General features: G+C 68.5%; 16 protein-coding genes and 3 pseudogenes. 9 read left to right on the top strand and 10 right to left on the bottom strand.

What is annotated here, in order from left to right; translation table 11 throughout:
- Window positions 1-63 precede the first annotated feature (63 nt).
- Together BMZ82_RS12315 and BMZ82_RS12310 are read left to right on the top strand one after the other, a co-directional pair.
- Window positions 64-1,881, top strand: coding sequence for a DUF262 domain-containing protein (locus BMZ82_RS12315; protein WP_093774798.1), 1,818 nt, complete (start codon window positions 64-66; stop codon window positions 1,879-1,881).
- Window positions 1,878-2,924, top strand: coding sequence for a CBS domain-containing protein (locus BMZ82_RS12310; RefSeq protein ID WP_093774796.1), 1,047 nt, complete (start codon window positions 1,878-1,880; stop codon window positions 2,922-2,924). The genes BMZ82_RS12315 and BMZ82_RS12310 overlap by 4 nt, the downstream gene beginning before the upstream one ends.
- Window positions 2,925-3,319: 395 nt before the next feature.
- Here the strand turns inward: BMZ82_RS12310 and BMZ82_RS12305 are convergent, their stop codons facing one another.
- From BMZ82_RS12305 to BMZ82_RS12295, 3 genes are all read right to left on the bottom strand, one after another.
- Window positions 3,320-4,630 (bottom strand): hypothetical protein, encoded by a 1,311-nt coding sequence (locus BMZ82_RS12305; RefSeq protein ID WP_093774794.1) that lies wholly within the window; start codon window positions 4,628-4,630, stop codon window positions 3,320-3,322.
- 330 nt (window positions 4,631-4,960) lie between these two features.
- Window positions 4,961-7,861, bottom strand: a complete 2,901-nt coding sequence (pglZ, locus tag BMZ82_RS12300; RefSeq protein WP_093774792.1) for a BREX-2 system phosphatase PglZ — start codon at window positions 7,859-7,861, stop codon at window positions 4,961-4,963.
- Window positions 7,858-11,748, bottom strand: a complete 3,891-nt coding sequence (locus BMZ82_RS12295) for a BREX-2 system ATPase PglY (protein ID WP_093774790.1) — start codon at window positions 11,746-11,748, stop codon at window positions 7,858-7,860. Before BMZ82_RS12295 ends, pglZ begins: the two co-directional genes overlap by 4 nt.
- Before the next feature lie 346 nt (window positions 11,749-12,094).
- Between BMZ82_RS12295 and BMZ82_RS12290 the strand changes: the two genes are divergently transcribed.
- Both BMZ82_RS12290 and BMZ82_RS12285 read left to right on the top strand, forming a co-directional pair.
- On the top strand, window positions 12,095-12,367 hold the full coding sequence (locus tag BMZ82_RS12290) for a type II toxin-antitoxin system Phd/YefM family antitoxin (protein ID WP_093774788.1): 273 nt from the start codon (window positions 12,095-12,097) through the stop codon (window positions 12,365-12,367).
- Window positions 12,364-12,621: a Txe/YoeB family addiction module toxin gene (locus BMZ82_RS12285; RefSeq protein WP_093774786.1), complete on the top strand. Its 258-nt coding sequence runs from the start codon at window positions 12,364-12,366 to the stop codon at window positions 12,619-12,621. Before BMZ82_RS12290 ends, BMZ82_RS12285 begins: the two co-directional genes overlap by 4 nt.
- A 35-nt stretch (window positions 12,622-12,656) precedes the next feature.
- Here BMZ82_RS12285 and BMZ82_RS12280 read toward each other — a convergent pair whose 3' ends face one another.
- Window positions 12,657-14,786, bottom strand: coding sequence for a tetratricopeptide repeat protein (locus BMZ82_RS12280; RefSeq protein WP_093774784.1), 2,130 nt, complete (start codon window positions 14,784-14,786; stop codon window positions 12,657-12,659).
- A complete protein-coding gene (locus BMZ82_RS12275) occupies window positions 14,783-15,193 on the bottom strand; it encodes a hypothetical protein (protein WP_093774782.1) in 411 nt (136 codons plus the stop codon). The genes BMZ82_RS12280 and BMZ82_RS12275 overlap by 4 nt, the downstream gene beginning before the upstream one ends.
- A gap of 228 nt (window positions 15,194-15,421) precedes the next feature.
- Between BMZ82_RS12275 and BMZ82_RS12270 the strand changes: the two genes are divergently transcribed.
- Both BMZ82_RS12270 and BMZ82_RS12265 read left to right on the top strand, forming a co-directional pair.
- A complete protein-coding gene (locus tag BMZ82_RS12270; protein ID WP_093775035.1) occupies window positions 15,422-15,691 on the top strand; it encodes a hypothetical protein in 270 nt (89 codons plus the stop codon).
- Entirely contained in the window at window positions 15,684-16,322 is a 639-nt protein-coding gene (locus BMZ82_RS12265; protein ID WP_093774780.1) for a DUF6879 family protein, read from the top strand. Before BMZ82_RS12270 ends, BMZ82_RS12265 begins: the two co-directional genes overlap by 8 nt.
- 114 nt (window positions 16,323-16,436) lie before the next feature.
- Here BMZ82_RS12265 and BMZ82_RS12260 read toward each other — a convergent pair whose 3' ends face one another.
- The 3 genes from BMZ82_RS12260 to BMZ82_RS12250 form a co-directional block, all read right to left on the bottom strand.
- Window positions 16,437-17,312 (bottom strand): hypothetical protein, encoded by an 876-nt coding sequence (locus tag BMZ82_RS12260; protein WP_093774778.1) that lies wholly within the window; start codon window positions 17,310-17,312, stop codon window positions 16,437-16,439.
- A gap of 279 nt (window positions 17,313-17,591) precedes the next feature.
- Window positions 17,592-18,248, bottom strand: a complete 657-nt coding sequence (locus tag BMZ82_RS12255; protein ID WP_093774776.1) for a class I SAM-dependent DNA methyltransferase — start codon at window positions 18,246-18,248, stop codon at window positions 17,592-17,594.
- 69 nt (window positions 18,249-18,317) lie between these two features.
- On the bottom strand, window positions 18,318-18,821 hold the full coding sequence (locus BMZ82_RS12250; protein ID WP_093774774.1) for a hypothetical protein: 504 nt from the start codon (window positions 18,819-18,821) through the stop codon (window positions 18,318-18,320).
- Between BMZ82_RS12250 and BMZ82_RS12245 the strand changes: the two are divergent.
- The 3 pseudogenes from BMZ82_RS12245 to BMZ82_RS12235 all read left to right on the top strand — a co-directional run.
- Window positions 18,822-19,196, top strand: a pseudogene (locus tag BMZ82_RS12245) (DUF6879 family protein); the annotation flags it as partial.
- Between the two features lie 19 nt (window positions 19,197-19,215).
- A pseudogene (locus tag BMZ82_RS12240) lies at window positions 19,216-20,077 on the top strand (helix-turn-helix domain-containing protein).
- Window positions 20,078-20,183: 106 nt separating this feature from the next.
- Window positions 20,184-20,730 (top strand): annotated as a pseudogene (locus tag BMZ82_RS12235) (class IV adenylate cyclase).
- A 169-nt stretch (window positions 20,731-20,899) separates the two neighbouring features.
- Here BMZ82_RS12235 and BMZ82_RS12230 read toward each other — a convergent pair.
- Together BMZ82_RS12230 and BMZ82_RS12225 are read right to left on the bottom strand one after the other, a co-directional pair.
- Window positions 20,900-21,103 (bottom strand): DUF397 domain-containing protein, encoded by a 204-nt coding sequence (locus BMZ82_RS12230; RefSeq protein WP_093774772.1) that lies wholly within the window; start codon window positions 21,101-21,103, stop codon window positions 20,900-20,902.
- A complete protein-coding gene (locus tag BMZ82_RS12225) occupies window positions 21,100-21,930 on the bottom strand; it encodes a helix-turn-helix domain-containing protein (protein ID WP_093774770.1) in 831 nt (276 codons plus the stop codon). The genes BMZ82_RS12230 and BMZ82_RS12225 overlap by 4 nt, the downstream gene beginning before the upstream one ends.
- Between the last annotated feature and the right edge of the window lie 167 nt (window positions 21,931-22,097).

The following is a 22,097-nucleotide window of genomic DNA, read 5'->3' as shown; positions in this document are numbered from 1 at the left end:
GTCACCCGGATACGCTGCTGGAATCACTCTCCGTACATTCGGCAGGGTGGGAGTGGGACGAACGTGGCGGCACTCGACAATGTGAAGCTCAAGGACGTACTCGCGGATGTGGCGTCGGGCTCCTTACAGTTGCCCGACTTCCAGCGGAACTGGAAGTGGGACGACGATCGGATCCGCGCGATCATCGCGACGGTGACCTTGGACTATCCGCTCGGCGTGGTGATGACTCTGCAGACCGGCGGCGCCACTCGATTCCGTTCCCGAACGCTCACCGGAGCACGCCCGGACGGGGATCCGGCCGCGGACCTCCTCCTGCTCGACGGTCAGCAGCGTCTCACCTCTCTCTTCCAGGCCCTGTGGTTGGACGCCCCGGTGGAGACGGCGGACGCCCGTAACAAGCCCATCGAGCGGTGGTACTACGTCGACATCGAGAAGGCCGTGGGCCCGGGCGCGGATCGCGACGAAGCCATCCTGTCCGTCCCGGCGGACAAGGTTCTCCGCACCGACTTCAACCGTACGGTGGTGCTGGATCTGAGCACCACGGAGAACGAGTGCGCGGCCGGTCTCTTCCCTCTGCATCTCGTTTTCGACGCCCAGCGTGTGAACCAGTGGATGATGTCGTACGTCAAGGCGGACGAGGGCCGGAACTGGAACTTGTGGGGTCAGTTCGACGAGTTGGTCCTCCAGCAGGTCCGCGCCTTTCAGGTCCCGATGATCCGGCTGGCCGCCACCACGTCTATGGACGCCGTGTGCGCGGTCTTCGAGCGGGTCAATACGGGCGGCGTGCCTCTCAACGTCTTCGAACTGCTCACCGCGACCTACGCCGGGGACCGCGACTACGTGGACCAGACCGGGGACTACTACCAACTCCCCCAAGTATGGCGGGAGATCAAGCAGGGCCTGGCGGCCAAGTACCCGGTCTTCGGCCGTCTGGACGGCGGCCTCGAGAACGGGCTGAGCAGCATCGACTTCCTGCAGGCCATCGCCCTGGTACGCACCTGGGAACGGAAGCAATCGGGCAGGGGGGCGACGGTGTCGTGCAAGCGCCGGGACCTACTGGACCTTCCGCTGGCCGACTTCGTCCGGCTGGCACCGAAAATCGCTGACGCCTTCGCCTGGGTGGGCGACTTCCTGGAACGGCAGTGCATCGTCCGCCCGGGCGACCTGCCGTACAAGACGCAGCTCGTCCCGCTCGCGGCCGTCCGCGCCATCCTCGACACGGCGCTGGACGGACTGGGAGCGGAGGAGAAGACCGAGCAGTGGTACTGGTGCGGAGTCCTGGGCGAGATGTACGGCGGCTCCACCGAGACCCGCTTCACCCGTGACGTCGAGCAGCTCGTCCCCTGGATCGCGCGGGACGACCGGGCGCCCGACACCGTAACGGACGCGTTCTTCTTCACCGACCGCCTCGACAGTCTCACCACCCGCAACAGTGCCGCCTACAAGGGCATCTACGCCCTGCTGGTCAAGCAGGGGGCGGTGGACTGGCACTACACGGACAGCCCGCTCAAGCCCGGCAGGCTGGACGAGTACAGCGTGGACGTCCGGCAGATCTTCCCCAAGACCTGGTTCCGGCGGGGCAACAGCCAGAACCTGCCCACGAACTCCATCGTGAACAAGACCCCGCTGTCCTACCGCGCGGCGATGGACATGACCGGGGCGCCGGCGTCCTACCTGTCCACGATGGTCGCCGCCTCCGACATGCGCCCCGAGTGGTTCGACGATGTGCTCGCCACCCACCTCATCGATCCGGAAGCACTCCGCGACAACGACTACGAACGGTTCTACCACGACCGTTCCAAGCAGTTGCAGGATCTCGTGCACTCCGCCATGGGCAAGAGGACCATGCTCCGTGACCTCGCGGAGGGCGACGCCCGATGACGACCGCACCGAGCGGGCAGGACCTCGCCGCGCTCAAGGGCAGGACCGTGCCCGTGCAGGACATTCTGGACCTTTTTCAGGTCAGGGTCCGCGACCACCGTACGGTGCACCGCATCTCGCAGGCACTCACGGACGCCGGGCTGACGACGCTGCCGGACTTCGCCGTCTGCGGTCAGCGCAGCAACGTCGAAGTGGTGCCGCTCGCGTCCGTCCCCGCGCAGGCCGCCCCCGCGGGCGTGGAGGAGGACGAGACGGACGAGTCCCTGCCCTCGGCCGCCCTGCCGCAGCGTCTGCTGCTCGGAGACATCCCGTCGGCGCGGCGCGGTCTGGTGTCTGTCGGTCCCGGTACGCCCCTGGCGCAGACCACGTTCCTGATGCGCACGAAGGGCCTCGCACAAGTCCCGGTGACCACCGGTATGGCGCAGATCCACGGGGTGGTCACCTGGGGGTCCGTCGCCAAGATGTACGAAGCGGGCAAGCAGCCGACTCTGGACAACGCGATGGAGAAGGACTCCCTTCCGGTCGCCGACACCCGCCAGGAGTTCTTCTCCGCCCTGCCGATCATCCGCGAACACGGCTACCTCCTTGTCCGGGGCGACGACGGCTGTCTCTCCGGCATCGTCAGCGCAGCGGACGTCACGGACCGCTTCGAGGGTGCGGCACGGCCCTTCTTCATCGTCGGCGAGATCGAGTCCCTGCTGCGCCGTTGCCTGGGCGCGGCACTGGACGAGGAGACCATCAAGGCCGTCCAGACGAACAAGAAGGCCGAGCACCGCACGGGCCAGGTCTCCGACCTCATGTTCGGCGACTATCTGAAGCTTCTGGACGGCGACCAGACGAAGACATCGCTGGCCGAAGCCGCCGACGCCAACTGGGAAGCCCTGAAGTGGCCCAACATGCCCAGGGAGCAGTTCATCGGCCGTCTGAAGCAGGTGAAGGACATCCGCAACCGGATCGCGCACTTCGACGAGAAGCCGCTTCCGCAGGAGCTTCTCGACGAGCTGACGACGTTCGCGAAGCTGCTGCGGGCGTTCGTGTCCTGAGGCGGTGGGTGGCGGTCTCGGGAAGTGAGCGTCAGGTTGGACCGGCAAGAGGTGACAGGTGGCCGTCTCATCCAGGACTTGTCCGGCCGATCATGTCGCGGAGGTTTGGCGGTTACAGCAGGGAATGACGATCAGCCGAAGATGACTGAGGTCGTCGGATCTCTTTGCCTGGTCCGACGGCTGAGGTGTCGCGGCATCACGGCCTCCCACCCGCCTGTGCTCGCCGTGGCCGTCACTCTGGTGGGATTAGAGCCAGGCAGGTGGACTGGCTGGCCATCACTCCAGATGCGCCGTCTCCTCTCACGATCCCTTCCCTGAGCCTGAGCGCCCTTGGCCCAACGACCTCCGGTACGCCGGCGCTGTGTGGGGCCGGATCGGCAAAATGCCCGGCCCGGTCAGCCGACGAGCTCGACCATGACGGTCGCCGTGCCGGACACATGCGTGTCGTCGCCCGTGTAGGTGACCGTGTACTGGGGATATGTCATCCAGTCAGGCGGGGTGTCACTGAAGTGGAAGGTGCCGTCCCGTGCGACCTGCACATCCGGCAGCTCCACGCCGTTCCGCGTCACCGTGACCGCTCTGTCCTCGGGGAAGGAGATCAGGGAGGTCATTTTCCCCGTCACGGTGACCGGCGCGCCGACGGGGTTCGTCGGCGGGGCGGACAGAGTGATCGTGCTGGATGCCTTGGCGACGTCGGTGACGATGTCGAGGATGAACTCGCCCGAGTAGGGGAAGCGGGTGGCGAACAGCCGGTTGCCGTCGGGTGCCCAGGCCACGCCCCGGTTAAGCAGATCCATGGACGGCCACGACAACGCGACCGTGCGGTATGCGGTGGTCTCTCCCGGGCGGTAGAGGTAGAGGTCCCAGTCCCCTCCCGCCACGATCCCCGCGGCGACCGTGCCGTGGGAGTCGACAGCGACGGAGTTGGGGTAGGCGCCCGTGTCGTACTGGGCCTCCTCCGTCAGGTCCGACAGGCGCCACCGCTGGTGGTAGTAGTTGGAGCCGTTCGCGGTGATCACACTGCTGCCGTCCGGCGTCACCGCCACGTCCTCGACATCGCCGACGGCGTCGCTGTAGGCGGTCTCCTGAAGCGTGCCGGAGCCCACGTCGTACACACGCATGCCCGCCGTGCCCTGGCTCTCCGCGGCGACGAGCCGGTCGGGCGCGCCCGACGACGAGGCGAGCCGCGGCTTGCCGTACCAGACGGGGTTGTCGTCCAGGCGGACGGTCGGGCTCGCCTCGGCGATGGCGACCGACCCGATGCCTGCGTCGAAGACGGTGGCCTGGTAGCCGAAGAAGAGCCGGTCGCCGGCGAGGGCGACGCTCTCCGGTTCGGTGTCGGTCCCGGTGGAGATGCGCCGCGTCTCGGTCAAGGTCGCGGTGTCGATGACGGAGATCGCGTCAGCGTCCGGGAGCGCCACGTACAGGGTGGACTCGTCGGCCGACTCGGCCATGCCCCGCGCCCCGTCGAGACCCTCCACCTTCTTCACGACCTGCCCGTCGTGGTCGGTGGCCAGCACAGCGTCGTCGCCGGGCGAGCTGACATACACATGGCGGCTGTCGGCGAGGGTCTGCCAGTGCGACCGCACGGGCAGGACGATGCTGCCCCGGGGCTGTGCCGCTGCCGTGCCGGGGGCACCGAGCAGATTGAACGAGGCGGCCGCTAAGACCAGCGCGGCACCTGCCGCACGTCTTCGTATAGGCACCTTAGGAGCTCCTTCGAGAACGGATCCGGCCGCACGGGCGCGGCCGGCGGAACAACTGTAATGATCCGCACCGACATTGGGCCCGCAGGATGACCGCGTGCGCAGCACATGGCAGGCCACGGGCTCGCTGCAGCCCAGCAGCTCCAGAGGCACGAGTGGCGCCGACTGCGTCGAGATCGTCGTCGCACCCGGCACCATTCATGCCCGGGACTCGAAGCCGTGTTCACCACCTGCGCGCGTGAGCCTTCTGCCTGGCAACAGCGATCCGCGAGCAGCGAACGCACAGCTCGGGATGCCTTCAGGTGAACGTCAGAGGCACCCCGACCGCTGTCAGTGCACCCCGAGGGCGAACTGCTCGCGGAGCAGCCCCTCATGGAGCCGTAGCGTGCGCCCGTCCGGCAGGGTCTCCAGCACCTGTACGCCGTCGTAGTTGAGGAGTTGCCGAAGGACCGCGGCGAAGCCGTCGCCCCGGGTGGTGGGCATGCCCGCCCGCTGGGCGAGCGCGGTCACGGGCAGGGTGCCACCCGCGTCGAGCAGGGCGGCGAGGGCCTTGTGGACCTGCTCCTGCTGCGGCTTGCGGGCCAGACCCTCGAGTTGCACCTGATAGGTCTCCGAGTCGAGCAGCGCCTTGACGAGCGCTTCGGTCCGGGAGACGAGGGTCGGTGTGAGCAGCGCGTCGTCTCCCCCGGCGGTCAGCGCCACGTCGAACAGCGCGTCGGGCAGTGTCCCGGGTTCGGGGTGCTTCTTCCGGGGTTTCGCCGTCCCCTTCTTCGGGGCCGCGCCGGCCGACTGACCCGAACGCTCGCCCGACACCGGCCTGCCCGCCTCCTTCGAAGCCCACCAGGGTGGCCGCTGATCCCCCAACTCCCGCCACCCCTTGGGGGGTTCCGCCCCGAACGGCAGGAAGGCGAGCACCGGAATGGTGAACTCGGCGAGGGAGACCCCGCCGTGGTAGCCGGCCTTGAGGGCGGTGTAGCGGGAGTCCGCGTCCCAGAGCGCGACGATTGACGCGCCGGGCTCGGGCCAGACCACACGCGGTCCGGTCAGAGCGATCTCCCGTTCGCCGATGGGGCCGCCGGCCAGGCGGTGGCGCGCGGATGCGGGCTCGGTGGCCGCGTCGGCCTTCGTTCCGTGCCGGTCTACGACGTGACCGTGGTCGCTGGTGACGATGACGGCCATGCCCTGGGCCGCCGCCACCCGGAGCAGGTCGCGCAGGCCGGGTACGTCGTCGACCCGCCAGGCTCCGTCGCCGAGTTTCTGTTCCTTGGCGAGCCGGTCGTCGATGGCGTTGAGGACGACGGCGACATGGGTCCTGCTGTCGGTGAGCGCTTCCGTGAGGGCGGGGCCGAAGGTGTCGCCCGCGGTCTCGGTGCGCAGGTCGTCCTTGTGGAAGACGGCGGCCGGTGCCCCGCTCCACAGTTTCAGCGCGGGGAAGAGCCGCTTCTCGTCAGCCTGGGTGCCCTTCATCAGGGTGCCTGCGAAGAGCGAGGTCCGGGACACGGCCGTCACGGTGGGGAGGGCGGCGGCCATTGCCCGCCGACGCGGGGTGTCCTCGGCCAGCGGGTCGAACTCCGCCCAGGAGCGGCGCAGTTCCTCGCCGAGTTCGTTCGCTATGGCCGCGCTCATGCCGTCGAGCACGAGCAGCAGCACCCGCCGCTCCTCCCCGCGCCGGACGACGGGTCCGGCCACCCGGTCGAGGAAGGTCTCGACGGTGAGCATGCCGCCGGGCCGGGTGCCGTCCCGCGTCCAGCCGGAGAGCGAGCGCGCGAAGGACGCGTCGATCTGCCGCCGCCGGTCCCTGACGCGCGTGCCGAGTGTGTCGTAGGCGGCCTTGAGGACGGGATCCGGGTCGCCGCCGGCCTCGATGTGCTCCAGGGCGAGGTCGGCCCAGCCGGTCTCGGCCACGTGCCGCTGTATGGCGTCGGCGACGCTGGGGGCATCGGCCGACGGGTCGGTGGCCAGCCAGAGGGCGAGGCGCTGCCCCATGCGGGCGCGTTCGATGCGGGCGGACTCCTCCGGGTCGGTGGCGAGCCGGTGGTCCGCGAGCAGTCGGACGGCCTCCGTGACCGCGGCCGTGTCGCCCGCCGCGAGGGCCTGGCCGACGGCGGTGAACCGGGCTTCCAGTCCGCCGCGCAGGACGGGGCTCGCCGCGACGGCCGCCTGCGCGCCGAACTGGCGGGCCAGCGCGGCAGCCCGGTCGAGCACGATGCCACTGGTGCGGCGCGCCTCGCGGGCCTGGTCGGCGTCGGCGCCGCCCCGGTGACCGGCCGTCAGCAGCGTGCCCACGTACTCCTCGGCAGACCGGCCGAAGACGCCCACCAGGGCGTCGAGTTGTTCGCCGACGGCTGGGGGCTGGTCGCCGAAGTAGCGTTCGGCACGGCCCCGGGCCTGATACGTCTCGGGGGCGGGCTCGGCGTGCTGCCACAGGGCCTCGCATACGAGGCCGAAGGCGGCGGCGTCCGCGCCGCGCTCGGCGTCGACGAGAGCGAGCAGTGCGCGTCCGGCGAGACCGGCCTGGTCCTCCTCGCCGAGGAAGGCGGCCAGCCCGGCGCGCTCGGGACCCCGCAGGCCCAGCAGCCGCTCGGGGGCTCCGGGCCCGGTCGACCAGTGCAGCAGGGTCTGCGCGTCGAGCCGGTCCTCGCCGGGGCGTCGCGTGCCGCCCTCGGTGTCGTAACGGCCGAGGCGCAGGCGGCGCTGGGCGAGTGAGGTGAGGGCGTACTGCCGGGACAGCCAGCCGCCGGGCACCGGCGGCCAGCCGCCGGGCGGGGTGGCGTCGAGCAGGGCTTCGGCGGCCCAGTTGACGTCCTTCAGGCGCGGGTCGATCTGCCGGGCGCCGAACGCCTCCCGCACGACGTCCCAGCTGTCGACCATGTCGATGTGTTTCTTGTGGACGCGTGCGCTGATCGCCGGGTCGAGTTCGTTCTGCTCACGGTCGGTGAGGACGACCAGGACGGCGGGGCCGGGGCGCCGGCCCGCCAGGTGGTCGAGGACGAGTTCGTGGACGGCGAGCGGTGAGGGCGCCACCGCGACCCCGGCCGTCCGGCCCTCGCCCCAGACTGGTTCGGCGGGCCCCTCCCACTGGGGCGCGGACCGCAGCAGCACGACCCGACGCCTGCCCCCGCCTTCTCCGGTCAGGGAGGCGGCGAGGGAGGTCTGCGAGGACAGGTACTGGGTGACGGTCGCGGTGTTCAGCCGGACGGCGCCTGGAGCAGCGGCGACGGTGTCCGTCATTCGACGACCTTCCAGGTGATCTCGATGGTCGCGTCGGGGTGGCGGGCGGCCAGTTCGGACAGTTCCGCCTGGAGGTCGGCGGCGGCGCGTGCCACGGTCGTACGGCGGCCACCGGCCGTTCGCGCGGAGCCGCTGCCGGAGGAGGCAGGTGTGGGTGTCTCCGGCGGGGTGAAGGGGATCCGCGGATCGCTCGTCGGCCTGCCCAGGTCCAGGTCGTCGGCCGTGGGCGGCGGCGTGACGGGAGGGGGCGGCGGCGTGGCGGAGGCCTGGCTGCGCTTCAGCAGGGCCACGACCTCGCGCTGGGTGCGGGCGAGCGCGTCGCGCAGGTCGGCGGTGCGCTGGTCGTCGCGGGCGATGTTGCGCAGCGAGTCGAGCAGTGCCGCGCCCTCGGGGCCCAGTCCGGCGGCGAGTTCGAGCGTGCTCCAGGGCGCGGAGGCGACGGCCTCCGCGACGCTGCGGGCCTGCTTGATGGAGGTCCCGTACCGGTCGGCGCTGGTCTCGCCCAGGTCGAAGGAGGCGAGGGCTTCCACGGTCTTCTTCGCCCCGGCCGCGCCCTTGCCGGCTTCCGCTGTGAGCGCGTCCAGGAGTTGCAGGGAGCGGCGGGCGAGGGCGAGCCGTCCGGTGTCGGCGGTCTGGTCGAGGCCGAGGAAGGAGGCATGGGCCTCCAACTGGTGCACCAGGTCCGCCGCGTGGTCCCGGTGGGCGCGGGCGCCTTCGATGATCTGGCGGGCGAACTGGTTGATCATGCGACCGCGCCACAGGGTGGGCGGCTTGGCGCCGAAGATCGTCTCGAAACGCTGGCGTGCGGTGTCCCAGTCGGTTTCGGCGGGCCGTGGCTGGTTGCGCAGCGCGTCGAGGTCCTTGATCGCGGACAGTTCGGGCGCGGGGTCGAGTACGGTGCCGCCGCGCACCCACACCCGGTCGTCCATCTCGGCGAAGGCGGCGACGACGAGCCGGGCGAGGAAGTCGGGCAGGCCGCGCGGGTCGGGCTTGTCCGTCCAGTCGGTCAGGGTGATCAGGGTCAGGTCCCCGGTGACGCCCTGTGCGCTGGCCAACTGGCGGAAGTGGTCGGCCCAGTAGCGGGACAGCTCGAAGTACGCCTCCTTCTGCTGCCCGAGGCGCAGGGGGCCGGCGATCCGCTGCATGAGCTTGCGGTCGGCGGCCGGGACCTCCACCCGCCCGTCACGCGCTTCCGCGGCGGACCGGACGTGGGTGAACACCTTCTTGGTGTCGATCGACTTGACGGCGGTGCCGGTGCCTTCGGGGTCGAGGTCGGGGTGCGCCGGGTACTGGTGGACGAGCAGCTTGCCCGCGACATGCCGGATGCCGTCGTGCAGGCTCTGCCCGAAGGACAGGGTGAGGCCGTCGACATCGGGCAACGGGACCAGGTGGTCGTCGAAGTCGGGCACGACGTCGGCGGCCTGCTTCTGGGCGAGCCCGTACGCCTGCTTGAAGGCGCCCTTGACCTGCTTGAGCAGAGCCTCGCGCTGGGTTTCGAGAAGGCCCCTGGCGCGGCTGCGGTTGTCGGCGTTGAGGTGACCGGCGTACTGGGTGTCGAAACGGTGCTCGTCGGCGAGGGCCTTGTCGATGACGACGAGACGCCGGAAGTCGGCGAAGCGCTGCGCGGACAGGTGTGCGGGCAGCCAGGCGACGATACGGGACCGCTCGCCCTGCTGCCGCTCCCGCAGCCGCCGGATGCGGTTGACGTCCTCGACCGGGCCCCACTCGCCCTCGTCGAAGGGGAGGTCTATGGCGATACGCCAGCGACCGTCCTCCTGGGGCATGAGGTCGTGGTCGGGCAGTTCGTCCTCGTCGGCGACGTTGCCGAACACGATCTCGGCGGTGCGGGAGGTACCGCGCCACACGAAGCCGAGCTGGTCGCTCAACTGCCCGTGCTCGACGCCCAGTTCCTCGGACAGCAGCCGCCGGGCGAGGGCGACCCGGTTGCCGGGGTTGTCGTTGACCTGGGCGTTGGCGATGACGGAGTCCACGTCGACGCCGGACAGCTCCAGCCGTACGCCGGGGTTGGCGTCGGTGCCGGTCTCCTTGATCTCGGGGAACCGGGCCGACCACTCGGCGACCTTGTTCTTGATGATGCCGACCTCGGCGCCCGGGATGGGCGCGAGGACCGACCCGTGGTTGAGCGCGCCGAGCCGCCGGATGGTCAGTTCGGCCAGGGAGGGCACGCTGGGCGCGAGCGCGGACAACAGCAGGGTGCACACGAGCCGGTTGTCGCCGACGAACAGCCGGCAGCGGTTGGCTCGCTGCGGGTCGGTGATGGCCTCGGGCCGGTTGACGTACTGCTCGACGTCGTCCTCGGTGATGTCGTACGAACTGAGCAGGTAGGGCCGCAGCTTGGTCTTGTAGAGCTTGTCGGCGGCCTCGAAGACGACCTTCAGGCTGTCGGTGAACGGCTTGTCGCCGCCCTTGGCGATCACCGGGTAGAGGTCGCCGACGGGGATGAGCTGCCCGAGCCGGATTTCGCCTCGGTGGTCGGCGAGAAGTTCGCCCATCAGCTTCAGACCGGTACGGGAGCGCTGCAGCGCGGACGAGATGTGGACGAGGGTGTCCATGAACGCCGGGGAGAACGGGTACGTCAGCCGGAACGACTCCGCGTCCGCGCCGGTCGTGCCCTTCTCGGAGCCGAGGAGGGTGTCCCAGACCTGGGTCCCGACCCGCTTGGTCTGTTCGAAGGCCGCGTCGATGAGCCGTTCCGCCTCGGCGTCCTTCGCCTTGAGGATGCGCGCGTGAGCGATCTGCGGGAGGTTGCGGTCCTCCAGGGTGATCTTGTCGAAGCGGCCGGAGGCCAGGTTCAGGGTGTCCTGGATGGAGGCTTCCGCCGCGCCGGACACCTCTTCGCCGACGAGTTCGCGCAGGTCGCGCTGACGGGCGATGAACGACACGACGGGGATGGCGCGGCGGGCGTCACCGCCCTCCACGAAGTTCGTGATCTTGCTGGCCTCGCGGGCCACGAACTTCTGCTCGTGGATGAGGGTCGCGAGCCAGAGGATCAACTCGTCCAGGAACAGGATCAGGCCGTCGTAGCCGAGCGACTTGGCGTGCTCGGCGATGACGGACAGTCCGGCGTCCAGGGAGATGAAGCCGTGCTCGTTCTCGACGGCGTTCTTGGCGAAGCCGGGGAAGAGGTTGGTGCTGGCGTCGTTGACCAGTTTCGCGCGCAACTCGGCCGGGGTGGAGGGGTTACGGAGGTTGAGCGGGGTGCCCCCCTCGTGGTTCTCCTCGGCGGCGAGGGCGGTGTCGAGGAGCTGCGGGGTCCAGGCGAAGCCCTCACCCCACTCGTCCGTTTCGCCGTCGCCCGCGTCGCCGCCGCCCAGGCCACGGACGACCGCCTCGTCACCGTAGGTGGCACGGTTGGCGCGGATGTCGGCGAAGAGGGAGTCGGTCCGGTACACCTGCGGGGTCGGGGCGTCCGGGTGCAGCTTCTTGACGTGCGTGACGTACCCGCCGAGCACCCGCTGTTCGAGGGCCTTCGCGCCGAGCATGTGGTACGGCACGAGCAGGAACCTCTTGCCGTCCGTGGTCAGCCACTCGTGCTTGGTCAGCACCGGGTCGAACTCGGTACGGGCACGGGCGGCCGGGTCGCCACTGAGCAGCGCGTACAGCACGGCCATGAAGTGCGACTTACCGGAACCGAACGAGCCGTGCAGGTAGGCCGCTTTGGAACGGTGCCCGTCGAGCGAGGACTTGATGAGCGCCAGCGCCTCGTCGAAGTTCTCCAGCAGCCGCTCGGTGACGACGTAGTCCCTGAGCGCGTTCTGTGCGCCCTCTGGTGTCGTCGCCTCGGCGAGGGACAACACGAAGTCCGAGGTGGAGATGTTCTCTTTGATGTCGATGACATCGCGGAGGAGGGGCGGCTGCTGAGCCATTACCGGTCACGCTCTCCATCTGGTGGTCTCCGCCACCGCTCGTCCTCGATCGTGCGGGATGTCCGCTGCCTGTTCGGCCGACCAACGGGGACAGCGAAGCCGGCCGACCACAGCGAAGGCGGGCCACTGCCCACCCGCACCGGAAGCGTCCGGCCGCCGGGCAGGCGCTTACTCCCCCTTGCGCTGTATACCCGCCTTCATACCGATCGATCAACCGGCGACCCTCGCACCCCTGGCCACCGGAATCGAATCGGGACTACTGAAGACATCTCGCTCCGCAACCCGTACCAGAACGTCGTACCATGGCAGTACCATTTTCCAGTACCATCAGGAGAGGGCACCGCAGATGACCATAAGCGCCAGCGAGGCCCGCAAGGACCTCTTCCCGCTCATCAAGCGCGTCAACGACGACCACACCCCCGTGCGCATCAGCTCCAAGAACGGCGACGCGGTGCTGATGTCCGCCCAGGACTACGACTCCTGGCAGGAGACGGTCTACCTGTTGCGCTCTCCCGCCAACGCGCGGAGCCTCATGGAAGCCATCGCACGGGACCGGTCCGGCGAGACCGTGATCACCAGGACCATGGCTGAGCTGGAAGAGCTGGCTGGTGACGGGTGAGAAGCGTCCACTTCGACCCGGCCGGATGGGAGGACTTCCTGTTCTGGCTCAGCTCGGACCGCGCCATGGCCCGCAGGATCACCCGGTTGATCGCCGAGATCCAGCGCACCCCCTTCACAGGCATCGGCAAGCCGGAGCCTCTGAAGGGCGACCTGTCCGGCTACTGGTCACGCCGGATCGACGACGAGCACCGGCTCGTCTACCGGGTGGACGAGAAGGAAGTCAAGATCCTCAAGGCCCGCTACCACTACTGAGGCCACCGCTCCCCGTTGCGGCACGCTCCGTCACGTCATCGGCCCGATCGGTACGTGTCCAGGAGCCGCCGTCCCGCGACCGTGAAGGGGTGATCGGGGCCCAGGCCGCGTTCCCGTCGTGCGACGACGTCGGTCATCAGCTCGATCGCCTCCTCCACATGGCCGAGCGCGGCCCGGGTCCGGGAGAGGAGTTGCCGGGCGGCGAGCACGACCGGGTACTCGGGCCCGAAGCGCCGCACATACGTCTCGGCGACCTGCCGGATCTCACGGTCGGCCTCGTCGAAGCGACCCAGGAGGTACAGCGCCCACGCCTGGTTGTGCCGGGCGCCCAGTGTCACGGTGTGATCGGGGCCGAGGGACCGATCGCATTCCGACGGCAGCGTGAGCAGTGTGCCGCCTTCCTCGGTGACCACTTCGGCGGCGGGCAGCATCTCCAGCAGGCTGGCGCGGGCCCGCAGGGTCAGCGGATGCGTGGGGCCCAGCGCCGAGCGCCGCCCGGCGACGGTGTCGCGGAGCAGCGCGACGGATTCCTCGCGTCTGCCGAGGTTCGCCAGCACGAGCTGGAGGCCATAGCCGCTGTCCGTGGTGTCGGGGTCGTCGGCGCCGAACAGGCGCTCCTGGGCGTCCCGGACCGCGCGGAGCGCCGCTTCGGCTTCGGCGTACCTGCCCAGCCGGAACAGTGCCCGCCCTGCCCTGGAGCGGGCGGCGAGGACCGTACGGTGGTCCGCGCCGAGGAGTCGCTGGGCGAGGTCCGCCGCGCTGCGGGCGGTCTCCCAGGCGGAGAGGTAGTCACCGGTCCGGTGCAGGGCGACCGACAGCCTCGTCGCGACGGCCAGGGCGTCGGCGGCGGACGGCCCGCCGACGTGGCTCAGCAGGGCCAGCGCGTGAGGTACCAGCAGGCGCAGTCGCGGATCGTACGGCCCCGCGTCGGGTACGCCGGGCACGGCCGCGTCGAGCAGCCGGACGGCTGTCGTGTCGAGGGCGGGCACCAGGTCCGCGGGGGTCGCCGCCGAGACGCTGTCGAGCAGGATGCCGTGACTCTGTACGCAGCGCACGCCGGCGGCGTCGACCAGTTCGGACAGCGACTGGTCGAGGAGGGCCCTGAGGGCTGTCTCGGTTCGGGCACGAGGCAGTACGGCGCCGATGTCGGCGTGGTTGAGCAGAGTCAGCGGCAGTGGCTCGGCGGCGAACCGGGCCAGCAGTCTGAGCAGGGCCGCTGCTTCGGGCAGCCCGCGCACGTCGAACGCGTCAAGGGTCAACTGCCAGGTCAGGCCGACCAGATGCCGGGGGTCCGCTTCGGACAGCGCGTCGGCTCCCCGGTCGATCAGCCGGACCCGTTCGTCTCCGTCGAGCTGGTCCCCGTAGGCGTCCATCGTCCAGGGGTCGATGACCTGGTGGGAGAGGAAGCCGCCCGCCAGGGTGAGGGCGAGGGGCAGCCGCCCGAGCCGGTCCGCGACCCGCGCCGCCTGCTCCGTCGTACCGCTGTGCGGTGCGAGATCGCGCAGCACGAGCGCGGCGTCCTCTCGGGGCAGTACGCCGATGTACTGCAACTCGGCACCGGGCCACCACCGGGCCGCCGCTCGCCGTGTGGTCACCAGGACGGTGCCGCGCGGGCTGGTGCGCAGCCAGTTGCCGTCCCGCAGGATCTCCGGCTCGTCGGTGTTGTCCAGGACCAGTAACCAGGGTTCGGCGGAACGGTCGAGATACGTCCAGACGAGATCGGCGGCAGGTCTGAGGCCGTTGCGTGCGGCAAGCAGTTCGCCGTCGCTCGCCCCTCGGTCGGCGGCCACGGCGAGCATGCCGGCGCGCAGGCTCGCACGGTCGGAGGCGTTGACCCACAGGCCGGCCCGGCCCTGTTCGCCGGTGACCTCCTGGAACAGGGCGCAGGCGACCGCCGTCTTGCCCGAGCCGCCCATGCCGTACAGCACGTAGACCTGGCCGCCGCGCTCCGCCTCGACGCTCGCCCGCAGGTGTTCCATCACCTCACTGCGGTCGCGGAGCGCGACGGGGGGCCGGCCGACCGCCGGGCGTCGCACCGAGTCCGGTCCGCCGTGCTCCGGCCCGTCACCGCCGTAGTGGTGGTGGTGTTCGTTGATGTGCTGGTCGCCCCGCGACTGGTAGACACGTCCCTGGTCCTCGGCGTGGCCGTCCGTCCCACCCGTCATCGCTCGACGATGTGCTGGTCGCGTCCCGCTTGGTACACCCGGCCCTGACCGGACGCCGTGGCGTGCTGGGTGGTCTGCCGGGCGGCCGAGCCACCGGGATCGAGTTGGTCCAGCAGTGCGCGCAGTTCCTCGACGGCGGCGGGCCGGGCCACGAGCAACCGCCGCACCAACCCCTGCCACTGAAGGCGTAGTTCGTCCAGGGTCTCCTGGTCGTCCGTCGCCACGGCGGCCAGCACGTCCTCACGACCGGCCTCCAACTCGGCGGCGACGGTCTCCGTGCGCTCGGGTTGCGTCCGGCGCCAGAGCTGTGTGATCCCGTCACGCACACGGTGCCAGGCATCGGTCGCCATCAACGCGACCAAGGTGGTCCCCGCGCTCTGTGCGAGCAAGGCCACTTCTGGGTCCACAGCCGCCCCTCCGTTCACGTGATTTTCCGATAGCGCAGCAGAAAAGCATCGCCCGCCAGGCGTTGACATGATTTTCTTCCCGATCAATATCATTCCACCCTTGAGCGACATGAGACAAGGAGGAATCAATCCTCGCCATTACCCCTGCAGGCCGGGTCTAACACATGGTCAGACAGGCCCGTAGCACGCTACAGTGAAGCATCTCGACCGATCGAGGGGGCGATGGAAATAGCCAGGCCATGGGAAGCAGATCCGGACACAAGTTTCAAACAGCGACTGGGAAAGACGCCCCAGGAGTTAGGAAACACAACCGGAACTCCTGACTGCCCGGACATCTGGGAACTCACCAATGGCGACATCGCCGTCATCGGCCGGGACCTCACCCAGTCACTCGGCAGGAACCTGCCTGACGGGGTCTCGATCGGGTCGGACGAACGCCTCGTGGTCATCCCCAGGAACATGCTCATCGCAGCGAAACCGGACATCCCCAGTGTTTGACTCCTTCCCCGGCGGCACCTCTCAACGCCTGGACCGCCCCACGTACCACGCGGACTTGGGCCGGGTCTACACCAGCAGGATCGACTTCCTCAACAAGCTCGAGCGCGGCCAGCACTTCAAGGAGCGCGGCTTCCCGAGCTGGGAGGCCTTCGCCGACGGCGACTGGGCGAGGGCTCTGTCCCTGGCCGAGGAGAGGCGCGAGGACTACGCCCAGGAACTCCGGCGGGCGTCGCAGCTGGGCATCACGCACCGCCGCCTTCGCGTCGTGGAATTCCCGATCACGCCGTATGTGCAGTGGGAGTTGTTCGTCCTGCGCGTACGTGTGGACCTGGGCGACGACATCAAGGTTCTAGACGCTCGCGATATTTCGAACATCGAGCGCACTCGCCCGGTTCCAGAAGTAGTGATTCTCGGCGATGCGGCCATGTATGAGGTCGTGTACGACGAGGACGGAAATGCGGCCGGAGCCAACCGTTATACTGACCGCTCACTGATCCGGGAGACGAACGCCGGATTCGATGCGCTTTATGAGCGTGGTGAGGGATTCCACGCATTCTTCGACCGGGAGATCCTCACGCTGGCCCCGCCCAGGGTGTCCGGTGCTCCGACCGGTCTTCGCGGTTCGCGGTGATCAGCACGACGGGATGACGAGCGAGCCCTCCCATCAAGAGATCACCGCCCCGGCGATGACGAGAACGCCCGCCGGATCGGCCACCCTTCGGCACTCAGGTGTGCGCCTGCGGCATCAAGGCTGAGGTTCCTCCAGCTCGACGTCAGTGGCCTCTATGCCGTGCTGTTCAGCACGTGGGGTGGGGAAGGGCACCTGGTCTTCAACGACTTCGCCGTCCACGACTTCCCCCTCCATCACCCGGTGCGTCGGCTTCGCCAGTTCCGAGTCGGAGAGGTGCTTCTTCAGCCGCTTGGCCATGGGGAGGTAGGTCGCGAAGGTGAGCCCGCCGGAGACAGCGGCCCCGATGAGAGGGATGGCCTTCGAGACGCTCTTCGCGAAGGTCTGCTTCGTCATCTGCACACCGATGTAGGCCGCGACCTTCTTCACGATGGGGTAGATCACGCCTTTGGTGAGCGCCTTCTGGGGCAGCTTCTTGGCGACCTGCTTCGCCATCATCTCGGCGACCTTGCCCACAGCGGCGTTCGCCGACTGGGTACCGAACATCACGCCGAAGAACAGCGTGAGCACCCCCATGGTCGCGTCGTCGACCTCGTCGCCGTCCTCGGAGAACAGATCAGGCCAGCTGTAGAGGTAGGCGAGCTTCTGCGCGATACGCAGCATGTGGCCGAAGTACTGGGCCATGTCGGCGGGCACGGTGGCGGGCAGGGCGAGAACACCGGGTATCCCGGCAGCCGCGGAGAGGGCACTGACCTTGGCCGTCTCATAGCGGATGGACTCGTTGGCCAGCTTGTCGAGAACCTCGACAGGGATGCCCGCCGCAGCGGGGGTCTCTTCTATCGCCCGTCTGATGTCGTCCTCGGAACAGCGACGAGCCAGCGCACTTCGCAGGTACGCCTCCCTGTTGATACGCACACCCGGGAGTTTCGCTGCCGCGAGCAGCAACGCGAAGAAACGCGACTCGGGGTTCTCGACCTCTTTACCCTGCTTCATGGCAGGAACTTACAGTAACTCCGCGTCCCAAGGGCCCTACTATGTTGGCTCTGTTGGGGCCTCGTTATTGAGTGACCGTAATGTGCGGGCTGGGTCCATCACACTGACGACCGTCACCCGGGAGGGCAAACGCCCTCGCGAACCGACCGCCTCTGGGCGGACGTTGATCGTCGTGGGAGCCAGCGTCGGCGCGTCACCCGATGAGGAAGGCACTCAGGGCTGCTGAAGGTGACCAGCTGTCGCAGATCGAAGCACGGAGACGCTCCTGACCGGGGTCCGTCACGGAGCGACCGCGCGAACGAGGAGCGTCCCGATGTGCCCGGGGTGAGGCGCGTCGAGGACCTGCGCGTCGGCCGTGGCGAACCCGGCCCTGGTGAGCAGGCGCTCCCAGACGGCCGGACGGTAGCTGTAGCGGTAGCTGAACATCGCCTTTCCGGCGAAGCCTCCCTTGTACATGCCCTGCGGGCCGTACGCGCCGGGGATGGCCGGCGGCTGCGAGAACGCGAAGACACCGCCGCGCCTGAGCCTCTGGCGGACCAGGGGGAAGAGACGACCCGGGTCGGTGAACCAAGCGGCACCGAAGATCGAGTAGACGGCGTCGTACACCTCCGCGTGCTCGCTCAGGTACTCCAGCACCTCGGAGCACACGAACTCCGCGCCGGTAGTGGCCCACTTCTCCGTGGTCTTCTTGACCATGACGGGAGAGAGGTCGACGCCCCGGGCGGCGATGCCGCGCTGAGCGAAGCAGGCGAGGGCGCGGCCGGTGCCACAGCCGATCTCCAGGACCGAACGCGGGTTGCCGAGCAGTTCCGGACCGGGTCCGTGACCGGCGTACTGCGTCCAGCAGAAGCTCGGCTCCGCGTCGCCCTTGAAGGCGGAGGCGGCAAAGGTGTCCCACAGCTCCGTCTCGGCGGCGATGTCGTGTTGTGCGGGCAAGTCGGTTCCTCTTCGCAGGGCTGGCCCCTCTCCTCCGGGGGACGGAGGGCAGGGGCCAGGGTAGGGCGTTCAGTGGCTGTCGGGGACCTTGTTGTCGCACGGCGAGCAGTCCGTGCCGTCGATCACCCACAACTCCTCGTCGACGTCGAAGCCGATGGACGTCAGGAAGTCCGCCGTACGCAGGCACAGACCGTCGCGACGGCGCTCGATGAACGGGGCATGGTGCTTGTAGAGGCCCTCGTTGTACACGTCGCACAGGGCCCACCACACCGGGGTGTCGAGGATGAGCTGGTGAACGCCGATGTCGACGAGCTTCCCGACGCCCAGGTGGACCTCGGGGTGTTCCATGCAGCCGATGGTGTACATGACGGCGTTGCCGAGGACGCGTTCGGCCATGTCGCGGACCATCGTGTGGTCGCGCAGCAGCAGGGCCACCTCGCGGTCCCAGAGGGTCATGCCGCTGTCCAGCACGTTGATCGTCAGGTGCTTGACGCGGGGCTGGACGGCGTTGAGGAGTTCCTTCGGGTCCCGCGTACGGGTGCTCGTGGGTCGGTCGACTGGGACGAAACGCATTCGGAGTGGTGTGCCAACCGTCGCGAACAGACTGCGCTCGGCAAGCGCATCGAGCGTGTCCGTATCGTCGACAACCCGCCGACGGCAGGTCAGTTGTACCTGCTCGACAACGCACGTCGTAACAGCACCGTGGGCGAGAGGATCACGAGCCTCTGGCGCGCGGAAGCCGACCGGCTCAACCTGCCCTCCGAGGACTTCTGGCTCTTCGATTCACGCATGGTCGCGTTGCTCAAGTTCGACGCCGACAACCTGGTGGGCGTCGAACTGATCACGGAGCCCGCCGAGGTGGTGCGGTACTCCATGGCGCGCGACGCGGCCACGCATCACGCCGTCCCTTACGAGGAGTTCGCGGCCGGCCTGGCCGTGAAGGAGTAACAGAAACGGGTGTGTACCGGTGAGCACGGACTACCAGAAGGCGCGCGAAGCCCTCGGCATACGACTCCGGGAGCTTCGGCTGTCGGCCGCTGGCGGTCGTCTCACCGGTACCGAACTCGCCGACAGGTGCGGATGGCACAAGTCGAAGGTCAGCAAGTTGGAAAACGGCCGGACGACGCCCACACCGGATGACCTTCGAAAGTGGGCGGAAAACACCAGTCGGCCAGAGACGCGCGACGAGTTGCTTGCCAGGCTCCGAGGCTTCGAGGCTTCGAGGCTTCGAGGCACACATTCGGTCATGGCGTCGGCAACTCGCCGCGGGACACAAGCCCGTACAGGACGCACGCAACGCCGAACACGCAAGGACACGCACTTTTCGCGTCTGGCAGGGCTCCATGATCGTCGGAGTTCTTCAGACACCGGACCACGCCCGGTCGATCTTCACACGCTTCACGGAGCTGCATCAGTCGCCTCGCGACATCGAAGAGGCAGTGGCCTCGCGTATGAGACGGCAAGAGTCCCTGTACGACACGACGAAGCGGTACCACATTCTCATGTGGGAAGCCGCCCTGCACGCCAGGATCTGCCCTACGCCGGTGCTCGCCGCCCAACTCGACCGCCTCACCGGAGTCATCGGCCTCTCCACGGTCGAGCTGGGGATCATCCCGCTCTCCGCCACCCTCAAAATCCCTCCGGCCACCGCCTTCTGGATCTACGACGACCGCCAAGTGATCGTCGAGAACTGGCACGCGGAGTTGTGGATCGACGACGAAGCGAGCGTCGACACCTACGCGCGGACCTGGAGAACGCTCCGCGAGTCCGCTGTGTACGGAGCTGACGCGCAGAGCCTCATCAGTGCGGCACGGCGGGCGTTGCACTGACCGGTCGGGACGACAGACCACTCTTCAGGGGACCGCCGCCCATGACAGAGCGGGAACAGGAATTCCACGACCTGACAGCTCAGACCGTCGCTTGAGAAGGAGAACCGTGGCTCAGAACGAATACGAAGCGAAGTTCCTGGAGATCGACGTGGAGGCCACCCTGGACGCTCTGCGCACCGCCGGCGCGGAACAGGTCTTCGCCAAGACCATGTTCACCCGCCTGATCTTCGAGAACGACGCCGTGCAGGGCGAGCAGTGGCTGCGGTTGCGCGACGAGGGCGGCAAGACGACGCTCACCCTGAAGCAGGTGACCGACGCGTCGCACATCCACGGGACCACCGAGATCGAGATCGAGGTCGACGACCTGGCCAAGACGGCAGAGCTCCTCGCGGCGCTCGGCCTGCGGCAGGTCCGCTACCAGCAAAACTACCGCGAAGAATGGCAACTGGACGGTGTGACCGCCGACTTCGACACCTGGCCGGACCTGCCCACCTTCCTGGAAGATCGAAGGCTCTTCCGAGGCGGCCGTGCAGGAGGCGGTGGCGGGGCTCGGCCTGGACTACGACCAGGCCCGCTTCGGCAGCATCGATCTGATCTACAAGAGCGAAGTGGGGCGGGACATCCTCGCGGAACCCACGCTTCTCTTCGCCTGATCGCGCCTGCACCTCGGCGGTGCGCCTGCGACAGCGGCCTGGACGTCCGGCGTCACTGCGTCAGAGCTGGCTGGGGCGATCACATGCCCCGGTCCAAGTTCGGAGTGCCGAGAATGGGACACACGCAGGGCCCTCGGCAAGGACACGCCTGCCGAGGGCCCTGCCCTTGTCACAGTGCCGCGAAGTCGACGAACGCGGTCCAGGCCGTGGGTTGTACGGACAGTGCGGTACGGGTTGTGTCCTTTGAGTCTCGGACATGGACCCTGGCGGGGCGGACAGCGACCTCGACGCATTCGCCGCCATTACCAGCGCTGTAACTGCTCTTGAACCAGACCGTTTCATCCAGGCCGAGCCTGGCCTTTTCCCCGCTCATCTCTCTCCCAACAGCTTCTCGATCAACGCACGTGATTCTGCCGGAGTGTGTGCCTGCGCGCGCAGAGTTCCGTACGTACGTTCAAGCTCCCGGACCCTCTGGCGCTCAGTGTGCACACGGCTGTCGCCTTGTGCCTCCGCGTAGGCGATCCTGCGCCCATCCTTCATCTCCATCAAGGTGAACGGACCAGCCAATCCCGCATGTTCCTGACGGGAGAGCGGCATGACCTGGATCTCCACGTTCCGCTTCTCCTCGATGAGCAGAAGCTGCTCCAACTGCCCCCGCCATACCGCCGCACCCCCGAGCGGACGCAGAAGTACGGCCTCCTCGATCACGAAGCTCAGATGCGGAGCGGGCCGCCGGCCGAAGATCCCCTGTCGTGCCAGGCGGGCGGCCAACCGCTGCTCGATGACCTCTTCTTCCAACTGCGGGCGCCACATGGCGAACACCGCCCGCGCATACTCCTCGGTCTGCAAGAGTCCTGGCACCGCTTGGGTGGCGTATACGTGTAGTACCACCGCCTCGGCCTCCAACCGTGCCGCATCCCGAAAGAACGCCGGATACTGAGCCCGAGCCACCTCCTCCTTGCTCGCGCTCAACACCCCACCCGCGTCCAGCACTTCATCGGCGCGGTCGATGAACTTTGGCGGAGGAACACGTCTCCCCTGCTCGAACGACGCGATCGTCGAAGCCGAGTAGCCGGTCAGCGACCCGAGCTGCGCCCGGTCCATCCCTGCGCGCTCCCGGAACAGCTTCAACTGTCGCCCGAACACGCACAGAATGCCCGTCCCGACCTCGTACTCCGGCTGCTGAACCTCGTCGTCCACGCCGCAACTCCTCCCGTACGACCGACACAGTCACCGGACGCCGTCCACCCAACGCACAGCCCGGAAACCTGACGGCGGCCGTGGCAAAGTCCAGATGTGCGGCCAGCCGAGTCCAGGCTGATGGCCACCGGATTTCCAGGTGGATGGCCGTCTGACCAGTGGTGTTC

It is taken from the genome of Streptomyces sp. yr375 (assembly GCF_900110755.1).
Taxonomy (GTDB): Bacteria; Actinomycetota; Actinomycetes; order Streptomycetales; family Streptomycetaceae; genus Streptomyces.
The sequence above is the reverse complement of the archived record's forward strand: the minus strand, read 5'-3'. Positions and strand labels throughout refer to the sequence as shown.

Coding starts and splice junctions, on each gene's coding strand:
- BMZ82_RS12280 (WP_093774784.1), bottom strand. CDS start 14,786: ATGACGGGTGGGACGGACGGCCACGCCGAGGACCAGGGACGTGTCTAC.
- BMZ82_RS12295 (WP_093774790.1), bottom strand. CDS start 11,748: ATGGCTCAGCAGCCGCCCCTCCTCCGCGATGTCATCGACATCAAAGAG.
- pglZ (WP_093774792.1), bottom strand. CDS start 7,861: ATGACGGACACCGTCGCCGCTGCTCCAGGCGCCGTCCGGCTGAACACC.
- BMZ82_RS12250 (WP_093774774.1), bottom strand. CDS start 18,821: ATGCGTTTCGTCCCAGTCGACCGACCCACGAGCACCCGTACGCGGGAC.
- BMZ82_RS12290 (WP_093774788.1), top strand. CDS start 12,095: ATGACCATAAGCGCCAGCGAGGCCCGCAAGGACCTCTTCCCGCTCATC.
- BMZ82_RS12260 (WP_093774778.1), bottom strand. CDS start 17,312: ATGAAGCAGGGTAAAGAGGTCGAGAACCCCGAGTCGCGTTTCTTCGCG.
- BMZ82_RS12230 (WP_093774772.1), bottom strand. CDS start 21,103: ATGAGCGGGGAAAAGGCCAGGCTCGGCCTGGATGAAACGGTCTGGTTC.
- BMZ82_RS12310 (WP_093774796.1), top strand. CDS start 1,878: ATGACGACCGCACCGAGCGGGCAGGACCTCGCCGCGCTCAAGGGCAGG.